This is a genomic window from Corallibacter vietnamensis (assembly GCF_039537875.1).
GTDB lineage: Bacteria > Bacteroidota > Bacteroidia > Flavobacteriales > Flavobacteriaceae > Corallibacter > Corallibacter vietnamensis.
Genome location: NZ_BAABBI010000001.1, coordinates 834501 through 847350 on the forward strand (window position 1 = coordinate 834501; position 12850 = coordinate 847350).

The 12850-nt window shown below is 31.9% G+C and carries 10 protein-coding genes and 1 tRNA gene; 8 read left to right on the top strand and 3 right to left on the bottom strand.

Going from position 1 to position 12850, the window contains the following annotated elements; all coding sequences use genetic code 11:
• The 3 genes from feoB to ABD690_RS03850 all read right to left on the bottom strand — a co-directional run bounded on the left by feoB (window position 1) and on the right by ABD690_RS03850 (window position 3069).
• The gene (gene feoB, locus ABD690_RS03840) at window positions 1–2100 is read right to left on the bottom strand and encodes a ferrous iron transport protein B (protein ID WP_344727269.1); all 2100 of its coding nucleotides are present in this window, start codon (window positions 2098–2100) and stop codon (window positions 1–3) included.
• On the bottom strand, window positions 2097–2324 hold the full coding sequence (locus tag ABD690_RS03845; protein ID WP_344727272.1) for a FeoA family protein: 228 nt from the start codon (window positions 2322–2324) through the stop codon (window positions 2097–2099). The genes feoB and ABD690_RS03845 overlap by 4 nt, the downstream gene beginning before the upstream one ends.
• A gap of 73 nt (window positions 2325–2397) precedes the next feature.
• Entirely contained in the window at window positions 2398–3069 is a 672-nt protein-coding gene (locus ABD690_RS03850) for an SCO family protein (RefSeq protein WP_344727274.1), read from the bottom strand.
• Between the two features lie 119 nt (window positions 3070–3188).
• On the opposite strand from ABD690_RS03850, the gene ABD690_RS03855 reads away from it, so the two are divergent.
• The 8 genes from ABD690_RS03855 to ABD690_RS03890 all read left to right on the top strand — a co-directional run bounded on the left by ABD690_RS03855 (window position 3189) and on the right by ABD690_RS03890 (window position 12848).
• Entirely contained in the window at window positions 3189–5129 is a 1941-nt protein-coding gene (locus tag ABD690_RS03855; RefSeq protein ID WP_344727276.1) for a M1 family metallopeptidase, read from the top strand.
• A gap of 78 nt (window positions 5130–5207) precedes the next feature.
• Entirely contained in the window at window positions 5208–6554 is a 1347-nt protein-coding gene (gene rseP / locus ABD690_RS03860; protein WP_344727278.1) for an RIP metalloprotease RseP, read from the top strand.
• A gap of 70 nt (window positions 6555–6624) precedes the next feature.
• Window positions 6625–6698, top strand: a tRNA-Asn gene (locus ABD690_RS03865).
• A gap of 576 nt (window positions 6699–7274) precedes the next feature.
• Entirely contained in the window at window positions 7275–9167 is a 1893-nt protein-coding gene (locus ABD690_RS03870) for a DUF262 domain-containing protein (protein WP_344727280.1), read from the top strand.
• Window positions 9168–9195: 28 nt separating this feature from the next.
• Window positions 9196–9435: a hypothetical protein gene (locus ABD690_RS03875; protein WP_344727282.1), complete on the top strand. Its 240-nt coding sequence runs from the start codon at window positions 9196–9198 to the stop codon at window positions 9433–9435.
• Window positions 9422–10012 (top strand): hypothetical protein, encoded by a 591-nt coding sequence (locus ABD690_RS03880; protein ID WP_344727284.1) that lies wholly within the window; start codon window positions 9422–9424, stop codon window positions 10010–10012. The genes ABD690_RS03875 and ABD690_RS03880 overlap by 14 nt, the downstream gene beginning before the upstream one ends.
• Before the next feature lie 8 nt (window positions 10013–10020).
• Window positions 10021–11310 carry a Piwi domain-containing protein gene (locus tag ABD690_RS03885; protein ID WP_344727286.1) on the top strand — a complete coding sequence of 430 codons (1290 nt, stop codon included), beginning with the start codon at window positions 10021–10023 and terminating at the stop codon, window positions 11308–11310.
• A gap of 68 nt (window positions 11311–11378) precedes the next feature.
• A complete protein-coding gene (locus ABD690_RS03890) occupies window positions 11379–12848 on the top strand; it encodes a hypothetical protein (RefSeq protein WP_344727288.1) in 1470 nt (489 codons plus the stop codon).
• Window positions 12849–12850: the final 2 nt, after the last annotated feature.

The window sequence follows — 12850 nt, forward strand, 5'->3', positions numbered from 1 at the left end:
TTATTTTAATAGTTGATATGTAATTAGAGCAACAACATAAGCAAATGAACTCATGAAAACTAATTGTGATGTTGGCCATTTCCAGCTATTAGTTTCTCGTTTTACAATTGCTAATGTACTCATACATTGCATGGCAAAAGCATAAAATAGCATGAGAGAAATTCCTGAAGCAAAATTAAAAACAGGTTTTTTTGTAACCGGATGAATTTCAGATGCCATTCTGTTTTTAATAGTATCTTCGTCATCACTACCAACACTGTATATAGTTGCTAGTGTTCCTACAAAAACCTCTCTGGCAGCAAATGATGTAATTAAAGCTATCCCTATTTTCCAGTCGTAACCTAAAGGAGAAATCATTGGTTCAATAGCATGGCCAGCAATACCTATATAGCTGTTTTCTAATTTAAATGAAGCAATATGTTGATTTAGTTCATCTTCAGATATATTATCATTAGCAAATTGCTCACTTATTATAGTTTCAGCATTATTAAAATTTTCTCCAGGGCCATAAGAGGCTAAAAACCATAATACAATTGAAATAGCTAAAATAATTTTACCAGCACCTAAAACGAACGCTTTAGTTTTTTCAATAACAGTTATAGCTACATTTTTAAACAAAGGTGTTTTGTAGTTAGGCATTTCTACTACAAAAAATGTTTTACTCTTTATTTTTAGTGTTTTGTGTAAAACAAATGCAGAGCCAATAGCAGCAACAAACCCAATAATGTAAAGTAACAACAGGGTTAATGCTTGAAGACTAAACCCTAAAAAAGATCCTTCAGGGATAACCAAAGCTATTAAAATTAAGTATACAGGTAAACGAGCAGAACAGGTAGTAAACGGTGTGACTAAAATGGTTATTAATCGTTCTTTCCAGCTCTCAATATTTCGCGTTGCCATAACAGCAGGTATAGCACAAGCTGTACCAGACATAAGAGGAACAACACTTTTTCCGCTTAGACCAAATGGACGCATAACTTTATCCATTAAAAACACGACGCGACTCATGTAGCCACTTTCTTCTAAAAGAGCCAAGAAAAAGAATAAAAAGGCAATTTGAGGTATGAAAATTATAACGCCTCCAATGCCTGGAATTATTCCATCAGCCAATAGACTTGTAAAAGAACCTTCTGGTAGTGTGTTGTTTGCCCATTCGCTTAAAGAAGCAAATGTATTATCAATAAAGTCCATTGGAATACCAGACCAGTCGTAAATGGCTTGAAAAATAAGCAGCAATATTGTAGCAAATATCAAGTAACCCCAAAATTTGTGCGTTAATATTCTGTCTAATCGTATTCGTAAATCTTTTGCAGAGCTTAAGTCTATAGTTTGTCCTTTTTTTAGGGTATTATTTATAAACTGGTAGCGCTTTATAGTTTCTTTTTGTTGTAACCTTTTTAAATCAGAGTTGCTTTTGGTTTTAAAATCTTCTAAAGCATCAAAAGCTTGACGGTCTATTTTTCCAAAATTAACATCTTGTGTAATAACTAACCACAGTTTGTATAGTAACTGGTTTGGGAAAGCGCTTTTTAAATCCTTAAAATAGGTTGGATCTATATCATTAGCATTTAAACAAGGTTCTGTAGACAGGTTTTTGTAATCTGTAATTAGCGTTTTTAATTCAGAAATACCTGTTTTCTTTTTAGTGCTAATTAATGCTATTTTAGTATTAAGCTCTTTTTCAAGAGTATCTATGTCTAATGAAATACCTTTGTAAGCCATTCTATCTGACATGTTAATGGCAAGAATGGTAGGGATTTCTAAATCTTTTATTTGTGTATAAAGTAGCAGGTTTCGTTTTAAATTTTCTACATCACAAACCACAATGGCTACATCAGGAAAATCTTTATCATTTTTGTTAAGAAGTAATTCTATAACAACACTTTCATCTAGAGAGGAAGCGTTTAAACTATAAGTTCCAGGTAAATCAATAATGTGAGCTTTTACACCACGAGGTAGCTTACAAATTCCTTCTTTTTTTTCAACAGTAATTCCTGGGTAGTTTCCTACTTTTTGGTTTAAACCTGTTAAGGCATTAAAAACCGATGTTTTTCCGGTATTAGGATTTCCTATTAAAGCTACATTTATTTGCTTACTCATACAATGTCTATTAAAATATGGATAGCCGTTTCTTTTCTAATTGCAAGATGTGAACCGTTTATGTTTAGGTATAAAGGATCTGAAAACGGAGCAACTTGAACAAGCTCTACTTGATTGCCAGGCAGACAACCCATTTCTAATAGTTTTAACGGGATATGTATAGATGAAACATCTTTTATAATACCCGTTTGGCCACGTTTTAATTGTGCTAAAGTCGTTTGCAAGCTTATTTAGATTGATTTTAAAAAAGCAAAAATAAGAGAAATATTTAGGCTAAAAAAATGCTTACAAATAAAACTATTGATATTCTTGTTTTAGAGTGGAAATATCATCAAGTAAACGCGATATATCATCAGGGTTGGTGCCATCATAAAAGCCTCTAATTTGTTGCTTTTTGTCAATAAGCATAAAGTTTTCGGTATGAATCATATCAAAAGGGCCGCCATCTCCACTAGTTTTTACAGCCAAGTAGCTTTTTCTGGCAAGCTCATAAATTTGTTTTTTGTCACCGGTAACCAAATTCCATTTCCCGTCTATTACGCCTTTTAGTTTAGCGTATTTTTTAAGCTGTGCAACACTATCAATTTCAGGAGTTACTGTGTGAGAAAGTAGCATAACTTCGTCATCATTTTTTATTTCCTTTTGTATTTTATACATATGATCTGTCATTATAGGACAAATAGTTTTGCATGTAGTAAAAAAGAAATCAGCAACATAAATTTTATCTTTATAAGTAGCTTGAGTTATGGTTTCGCCATTTTGATTAAGTAATTTAAAATCGGCTATTTTATGATATTTTCTTGTATCTAAAAGTGTGCTGTCAACCAATTCTGCATTTACCATAGTAGGTTGATAAATAGGAAGTACTTTTTTTGGGGTTAAAATGCTGTACATTATAGAAATAATAATTGCAGAGAGTATTAAAAAAACAATCCCGAAGCCCTTATATTGTTTAAAAAAAGAAATCATAAAATTAATTTGAATGTATTGTCATATAAAATTCAAATACAAAATTACAATACAATAAATTTAAATACACTATTTTTAACATGCTAATTAAGATGTTACGTCTTTAAATGAAAAGAAAAATGAAAATAAAACTACTCCTTATTTGCTGTTTGTTTACAACAGTTTTTTATAGCCAGGATTACTTAAAAACTCAAAGTGATATTCAAAAAGCCGAAGCAAGAAACGCTTTTAGGCAAATGATGCAGCGCGTCAATTTGAATACAGGTAATTATGATGTTAAGTATCACAGGTTAGAGTTAAATATTGACCCTTCTGTGGCATTTATTTCTGGAGATGTAACAACATATTTTGAAGCAAAAGAAAACTTAAACCAAATAACTTTAGAGCTAACTGATAATATGGTTGTTTCTCAAGTAATACAGCGTGGTAATTCATTAGCTTTTTCTCAAAACAGCAATGATGAAATAGTGATAACGCTTCCAGAAACACAAAATGCAGGTGTTTTAGATTCTTTGACAGTAAGCTATTCTGGAAATCCTGAAAGTTCTGGGTTTGGCTCTTTTGAACAAACAACTCATAGCGGAGACCCAATTATTTGGACACTTTCTGAACCTTACGGAGCCAAAGGTTGGTGGCCTTGTAAGCAAGATTTAATAGATAAAATAGATTCTATAGATGTGTATTTAAATACGCCTGAATTTAATCCTGATAATGAAGCGTATATTGCTGTGGCCAACGGATTAGAAATATCGCAAACAACCCAAGCAGGAGAAAAAACAACACGCTTTAAACACAAGTATCCTATACCAGCGTATTTGGTGGCTATTGCCATTACCAATTACGAAGTATATAGTCATCAGGTTGATAATAATGGGCAACCTTTTGATATTGTAAACTATGTTTATCCTGAAAGTTTAGCATATGCTCAAGCAAATACAGGAGTTACCGTAGATATTATGAATTTGTTTAGCTCGCTTTTTGAGGAGTACCCTTTTTCAGACGAGAAATATGGCCACGCACAATTTGGTTGGGGCGGCGGTATGGAGCATACTACTGTTTCATTTATGGGATCTTTTAACAGAGGGTTGATTGCTCACGAATTAGGACATCAATGGTTTGGAGATAAAGTAACATGTGGTAGTTGGAAAGACATTTGGCTTAACGAAGGTTTTGCTACGTACTTATCTGGTTTGACGGTAGAGCATTTAGATGGAAATGATTATTTCACAACTTGGAAACAGCAAACCGTAAATTCCATTACATCACAGCCTAATGGTGCTGTGTATTTATCAGATACAGATACATTAAGTATTGGTAGAATTTTTAGTAGTAGATTATCCTACAACAAAGGAGCAATGGTTATTCATATGCTACGTAAAAAACTTGGAGATGCTGCATTTTATCAAGCTATGCGAGATTATCTAAACCATCCAGATTTTGCTTATGATTATGCAAAAACTGAAGGTTTCATAAATAGTGTAGAAACATCTACAGCAACCAATTTAACCGAGTTTTTTAATGATTGGTTATATAATGAAGGTTATCCAACATACAACGTTACTTGGCATCAAGTTGATGAAACATCAATTTATATTGCATTAAACCAAACACAAAGTGACGCATCTGTATCATTTTTTGAAGCTCCTGTGCCTATACGAATTTTAGGAGCCTCCGGAGAAGAACTCAATATTGTTTTAGAAAACACAGTAAATAATCAAGGTTTTACTAGAGCTGTTAATTTTACTGTTGCTGATGTTATTTTTGATCCAGAATATGATCTAATTTCTAGAAACAATACAGTAACATTAAGTATTGATAACTTTGATTTAAAAAACGATATATTAAGCGTTTATCCAAATCCAACAGCAGGTGTATTTCATATAACAAAACCTGACCATTTAATGGTTGAACAGGTTACTATTTACAATACGCTAGGACAAAAAGTATATGTGTCGACGTGGCAATCAACAATAGATGTCTCTTCATTTTCAGATGGATTGCTATTTGTTCAGTTTCAAACTAATCAGGGAGTTATTAATAAAACCTTGTTAAAAAATTAGTAATAAACTAATTATAGTTTTCTAAATGGTGCTAAAACATTACTTTTGTGCGTTCATTTTAACAAGACATAAAATTACATGGAGTTTGTAATCAAAATATCTCAATTTTTATTGAGCCTTTCTTTACTAATCGTATTACACGAATTAGGACATTTTATCCCTGCAAAATTATTTAAAACTAGAGTAGAGAAGTTCTATTTATTTTTTGATGTGAAGTTTTCATTGTTTAAAAAGAAAATAGGAGAAACCGTTTATGGAATTGGTTGGCTACCTTTAGGAGGATATGTAAAAATATCTGGTATGATTGATGAAAGTATGGATAAAGAGCAAATGGCTCAACCACCACAACCATGGGAGTTTAGAACAAAACCAGCTTGGCAAAGACTTATCATAATGTTAGGTGGAGTTACAGTAAACTTTATACTAGCAATTATTATTTATATAGGTATGAGTTATTTTTACGGAGATAAATTTTTGCCTAACAATAATGTAAAAGATGGTTTGCTTATAGAAAGCACAGTTGCAAATAATGCCGGTTTACGTACAGGCGATAAAATAATTGCGGTTGATGGTCAAGAGATTGAGAACTATTCTGAAATATCAGAAAAGGTACTTTTTGGAAAAGAAATAACGATAGCACGTAATGGACAAACATCTACAGTGACATTACCAGAAGATTTTTTAGCGCAACTTATAGATTCTAAAGAAAAATCATTCATTAATCTTCGTATGCCATTTTTAGTAGCAGAGGTTCCGGATTCTTCTTTCAATAAAAGTAGCGGTCTATTAAAAGGCGATATCATTACTGGTTTAAACAGTACAAAGACTAAATATGCTGATGAATTAATCCCTTTACTAGAAACTTACAAAGGACAACAAGTACAAGCATCTGTTTTAAGAGATAATAATGAAGTAACATTGCCACTTACTATCAATGAAAAAGGTAAGTTAGGAATTGTTTACGCAACTGGTGCAACACCAGAAACATTAGAAAAAATAGGGTACTATCAGTTTGAAACAAAAAACTATAGCTTTTTTGAAGCAATCCCAGTTGGTTTTGTAAAAACAAAAGATAAGTTAGCTTCTTACATTAAGCAAGTAAAGGCAATTTTCACACCAAGCACAGGAGCTTACAAAGGTGTAGGAGGATTTAAAGCCATTTATGATATATTTCCAACTACATGGAGTTGGCAGTATTTTTGGGGAATAACAGCATTCTTATCTATTATGCTAGGATTTTTAAACTTGCTTCCAATACCAGCATTAGATGGTGGTCATGTGATGTTTTTATTATACGAAATGATATCAGGAAGAAAGCCAGGAGACAAGTTTTTAGAGTACGCACAATTAGTTGGATTCATCATTTTAATAGCATTAGTACTGTTTGCGAACGGTAATGATATCTTTAAAGCTATTTTTAATTAAAAAATTTAATGATAAAGTTTGCAGAGATTAAAAAATAATATATCTTTGCGCTCGCAAAAGCGAATAACACTCCTCCTTAGCTCAGTTGGTTAGAGCATTTGACTGTTAATCAAAGGGTCCTTGGTTCGAGCCCAAGAGGGGGAGCTTAACAACAGAAAGCCTTTACAGAAATGTAAGGGCTTTTGTTTTTTATTCAGGTTAAACATGGGTTAAACAAATTTAGTTATTTAGAGCTTTAGATTATAGAAGCGTTTTAACTATTGCTTACTTTTAATTTCTCAAATTAATTCATTAAAACATAAGCTTAAGACAAGATGAACATTATTCAAATTTTTAGCATAATCTATCATATCTTTCTTTAAAGAATGATCTGCAATTAGTTTTCATCTCATTCGAAAGAAATGAATTATCGATCCATTTCACAGCTCTTTTGGGTGTTTTATAATGCGTTTAAAAACATCTAATTTATGATTGTGTTCATTAGTTAAAACGCTTCTATAATCTAAAGCTCTAAATATTAAAATTTAAGTAGTTGGTCTAAATTTATTTGTACTTCCTTTTCTTTTATTATCTTTAGTCTCTCCCTAAATATGAAACACTAATAAACTTCAACTTTGATTCTGCTGCAAGCAATGTATCTTATGCTAAAATGTAAAGTTTAAAACAGGTCATTATTATAGTTTATGTTTTTAAATAATTTCAAAAAAACACATTCATTCCATGGAGCTCAAACCAATCAGCCATTTTTATAATAAACGCATTTATGTAATACCAGATTACCAAAGAGGGTACAGTTGGAAGACAAAACAAATTTATGATCTACTAAACGATTTAAAACACGCTAATCAATTAGAGTCAGATCACTACACAGGAACTATTACCATTCACAAACAAGACCAAGATGAATTAATAGGGATGACTAAATACAGTATGTATCACTTGGTAGATGGTCAACAGAGATTCACCACCATAACCTTAATTCTAAACTATCTATTAAAAAAGTTAGGAAGTCAACCAGATTACGCTGAAGAAGTAAAAGAAAAAACAGCTAATTATATTATTAATAAGGGCACATACTTATTTCGTTACGAAATAGACCAAGTAAGCCAGAACTATTTCCATTCAGTAATTTTAGAACATCAAAGTTTATCCTCGCCAGACGAAAACTTGTACACATTTAACCTAAAAAATGCAAAAAGGGATATAGCTGAATATTTTAAACAACCACATGCAAAAGACAAGGAGCTGGAATATTTAATGGCTATTGAAAACCGCTTGATGTTTAATGAATATATTGTCAATACAACAGGCGACATTGGCGTAGTTTTCGAAACAATGAATAATAGAGGTATTGGGCTATCAGATTTAGAAATTGTTAAAAATCGTTTATTGTTTTTAGCTACTAAAATTAAGATTGAAGCTGAAGAACACCGTACCAAACAGGTCGTAGACAACATAAATCAAAAATGGGCTATTATCTTACGTAACTTAACATTGCCACATCAAACATTAGACGAAAATAGTTTTTTAAATAACCATTGGACGATCTATTACGGCTGGACAAAAGATAACCAAGCCAAAGACCAGATTTTAAATAAAATATTTACCATTGAACAAATGGTAAAAGACCCATTAAAAATGCAAAAAGATATAGAGACTTATGCCAACTCATTAGCAGTGACATCCTTGCATTGGAGATTTATCAATTACCCGGCTGAAAAACAAGCATTTAAAGAAGTAGATAATAATAACTTACGAAACAAAATCAAAAAGGCTTTTGAAAAATTAAATAGACTTAATAACAGTACGGTAAGACCATTATTATTAAGCTTTATAGGTTTGATGTCTAAAAAGCCTAATGACCTTCTGGAGATTGCGCAACTGGCAGAAGTGTTCAGTTTTAGATTATTCTCAATGAACAGAAAACGTTCAGATACGGGTAAAGCTGATATCTATCGGAATTGTTCAGATTGGCATAATGATTATACCAATGATGAGATGATTGCGCACGCAAAATTTTATTTGGCTTGGTACATCGATAACCATGGTGATTGGGATAGGTTCGAATATGAAATCAACGAATTGTTTGATTCCTCAAAAAAGCAGGGTTATTATTCGTGGGTTGGCTTATCTTATTTCTTGTACGAATATGAAGAATACTTACGAAAAAATCAAGATTCAAAATTGTCTTATGATTTTGCAAGTAAAAAGACCAAAAGTGTAGAGCATATTATACCACAAGCTTACCAAGAATTTTGGGAAAATGAAATGGAAGCTATTAAAGACGATGAAAAGGAAGTTAAAAGGTGTTTGCACTCATTGGGCAATTTACTACTGATCACTACTGATAAAAATTCATCGTTGAGAAATTCAAGCTACGAAAATAAACAGAAGCAATACTATTACGGTTCATTTTCCGAAATAGAAATTGCCGATAACAACAACGAATGGAACCCCACAAGTGTAGCAAATAGAGAAGTCGAATTGCTGAAATTCATAAAAAAGAACTGGAAAACAGAAGATTGGTTTCAAGATAAATACCCCAATCCATATTACCAATCTCAAGAAGAAGATATTACCGATGAGATTGATGATGATTTAACAGAAGAATAATAAAGTAAACTAACAGCTGTAAGTGCGAATGCAAGAACACTTAAAAACCAACATACTCAATTTTAAATGGCCAAGTAGCACGCCTACCATATACTTATCACTGGAGGATATAGAAGAAAGCCATCCAATTCATTGGTCAAAGTTTTCAAAGCAGATTAAAGAGGCATTCCCTGATACAGATTTATCTAAAGTAGAGCATATTTATACCACCTTTACTCAAGAAATACCGAATGCACCAAGCATAAAAAATAGACTTGACAAAAGCTAAAGAACTACGCATTTACAAGCAATTTCTTAAACACCAATTAAAAACCTATTTTTTAGAAAAGGGCTATATCGTAGTCAAAAACTTTGTACGTGATGTACAAGTGTGGATACCTTCAAAAAAAGGGAATACAGTAGACTATAATTTATACTACAAATTTTCATTTAAGATACAGTTCGCAAAACTTACAGATTTACCAGAGCTAATAGTCTCATATGATGGTACATCAAAAGTACTGACAAAGTCAGTTCAGGATGTTGAGGAAACAGAGTTAATTAAAAGATGTGTCTACGGTCAAAAAACGTTTAATTACCAAATGGACCTTGATACAGAGGATAAACAAGACTTTCATAATAGCATAGACTTCAGTCAAGCCTTTCCAATATTCAATTTACAATTGGCAAGAGCTGTAAACATACCGATTGAAGAACCAGAAAGACCAAAAAATAAATATCAAAAGTATGTAACGCTCATTACTAATTTTGCAGAGAAGTATTTATTTACAGAAGAATTTAAAGCTTTATTCCCTTTTAAACAAGATGCTTTTATAGATGTTCTGGCAACCGTATTAATCACATAAATCCCAACTTGGGCTTATTAGAGTTTGGTAAAGACCAATATGGCAATAAGAAAACCCATTTAGTGCCTAAAAAGGCAATGAATATCTTAAGTCCTTATCGCAGACCAAACAATCAAAATATTAAGTTTTTCTTTATTTATCATACATCACATAAAGAAGCAATTAAATCATTTTATAGTAATTTAAAAAATGGTGTTGATGTAACAGACACAAGGAAGAAATACTTCCTCGGTATTGAGTCGTATGTAAATATTAAAGTAGCAACATCTAAAGAATGCTTTATCGAATTTACCAATGAAAACGACCCGATTCCAGAAATTGTTGAAAAGTTAGAAAGCTTAACTTTCGACCACGATAATATAAAATACGCAGCGTTTTATTTAAGCCCGTTCGATAGGTTTACACCAGATCCAGACGACCGCGAAATTTACATCCGTATTAAAGAACTGTTTTTAAACGAAGGCATAGTTACTCAAGTGGTTGATTATGAAAAAATGGTGGTCAATATTGAAAATCAATACAACTTCCAATTCTCATTACAAAATATGGCATTGTCTATCCATGCCAAATTAGGTGGAGCACCTTGGAAGCTGGCAGTAACCGATAAAAAAGAATTGGTTATAGGTGTAGGAGCATTTACCAATCAAGGAGAAAACAGAAGATATATAGCAAGTGCGTTCAGTTTTCAAAACAATGGTTTATTTAGAAATTTTGAATACTTCAACCAGAACGAAACAGAGTTATTGGTAGGGAGTATTTTAAAAGCTATTAGGGATTTTACGTCTGTAGCAGAAGCAGATAAGGTAGTGATTCATTTTTACAAGGAAATGAAATATGAGAAGTTAAAACCCATAATAGAAGGGATGCACAAACTAAAATTAGGAGTGCCTTTATACATACTAAACATCAACAAAACAGAATCCGAAGACATCATTGCCTACGACTTAAATTGGGATAACAAACTAATGCCGGTAAGTGGTACGTACATTCGCATTGCCGAAAACCAATTCTTATTGTTTAACAATGCACGTTATCCAAGTGACCGTTTTTATTCAGACACCGATGGCTATCCATTCCCAATAAAAATAAGTAGTCCAGATGAAGATGCTTTTGAAGATGTTGAGGTAATTGAAGAGTTATTAACCCAAGTGTATCAATTTAGTAGGTTGTATTGGAAATCCTTACGCCAACAAAATGTACCAATTACAATCAAATACCCTGAAATGGTAGCGCAAATAGCACCTCGCTTTAATAATGGCATCCCTGAAGATGCTAAAGATAAATTATGGTTTTTGTAAAATTGTTACTTTTATACTTTGTTTTTATGTCAAAATAACTGATATTTAAAATTTATACTAACCACCTCATGCTAAAGTTAAAACCATTTTATTGTTTTTTTATTTTACTCATAGCAAGTTGCCAATCTTCAACGACTAAAATAAATTATCTAGATAATTTCACAGCATTCATAGATGAACTGGAATTTCAAAAAAAATCGAATTCTAAAATTAATTGGAAGGAAAAAAGTGATTCTCTTGATTTGTTCATCAAAAGGAAAGATAAATTCAGGTTATCTCTCAATGATGAGCAGAGTATTGCGACTCTAATTGATAAGTTTAACAACTTAAAAGAAGTGAATTCTAATTCTGAAATGAATGTAAATTTCTATTTTGAGAATTCGTTAAGTATGAATGGGTATTTAAGCGGTAAAAACTTCAAACAAGTAATGCATCGTATTTATGGTAATTTAGGTGCTTACACAGTAAATCCTTTTTTTGTTAATACCAAAGAATACCCTCAAGACGATGTTCTTAATAAAATTGACAATAGTAATATAAAAGAAGGTGATGTCGGTAATTCCGATCATCTGTTTATTTTTTCAAATGCTATTGAAAATGCAAAAGAAAATAACTTGAGTATTGTTGTTACCGATGGTATTTATTCGGTTAAAGATGGTGATGTTGATATTGTTTCAATAGATATCGAAACTGCTTTTAAACATGCATTAACCAAAAATGGAATTGAAACAGTAGTTTTAAAGTTATCATCAGAGTTTAATGGACAATATTATCAGGAAGCTAGTTGCCCAAATAAGAAAAAAGGAGGTATAACAATTAATCAACAGGATAGACCATATTATGTGATGCTTTTTGGGAACTCTCAAAGTATTGATAAAGCACTCAATGAGATTACAGTCATCGATGAATTACCTGGATTTGAAGAACAAGCTAGATTCTTCTTAACAAAAAACTTGAAAGCTAATTACACCATTTTAACAACAGGCGACGAAAAGCATGGAACATTCAAAGCATCAAAGAAAGGGTCTGATTTAATAGAAGAAATCGAAGATGTTAAAAAGTTCGAAAGACCAGGATTTAACGGTACACCTAAAAGTGAAAATTATTTGCAATTTGGTGTTGCAATTGATTATTCGTCTATAAGTTTACCAAATACATATAAGGAGGCTGTAAAAAACTATTGGGTTGATGATCAATTGGGGTATACCGTTACTTCAGTATCAAATGTTGCTGACATGGACAAGTCCTCAAAAACTTTCAAAGAAGTTCAGCATATTAATGATAAAAATAAAACCAATTTCACCCATGTCATAACCGTTAAGGCAGATAAAAACTTATATGGTAATTTAAATATACAATTACAAAATAATCTACCTGCATGGATTGAAAATACTGGTGTAAATGATGATTGTGATATTATTGATGATGTTTCACACACCTTCGCCTTCGACCAATTAATGATTGGCATTTCTAAAGCCTATCAAAAAGTTAATAATAATAGTCAATACCTCGATATCAATTTAAAAATAAAGCCTTAACT

Excerpts from the sequence above, each read along its gene's own strand:
- feoB (WP_344727269.1), bottom strand. The coding sequence starts at position 2,100 with ATGAGTAAGCAAATAAATGTAGCTTTAATAGGAAATCCTAATACCGGA.
- ABD690_RS03850 (WP_344727274.1), bottom strand. The coding sequence starts at position 3,069 with ATGATTTCTTTTTTTAAACAATATAAGGGCTTCGGGATTGTTTTTTTA.
- ABD690_RS03855 (WP_344727276.1), top strand. The coding sequence starts at position 3,189 with ATGAAAATAAAACTACTCCTTATTTGCTGTTTGTTTACAACAGTTTTT.
- rseP (WP_344727278.1), top strand. The coding sequence starts at position 5,208 with ATGGAGTTTGTAATCAAAATATCTCAATTTTTATTGAGCCTTTCTTTA.
- ABD690_RS03870 (WP_344727280.1), top strand. The coding sequence starts at position 7,275 with ATGGAGCTCAAACCAATCAGCCATTTTTATAATAAACGCATTTATGTA.
- ABD690_RS03875 (WP_344727282.1), top strand. The coding sequence starts at position 9,196 with ATGCAAGAACACTTAAAAACCAACATACTCAATTTTAAATGGCCAAGT.
- ABD690_RS03890 (WP_344727288.1), top strand. The coding sequence starts at position 11,379 with ATGCTAAAGTTAAAACCATTTTATTGTTTTTTTATTTTACTCATAGCA.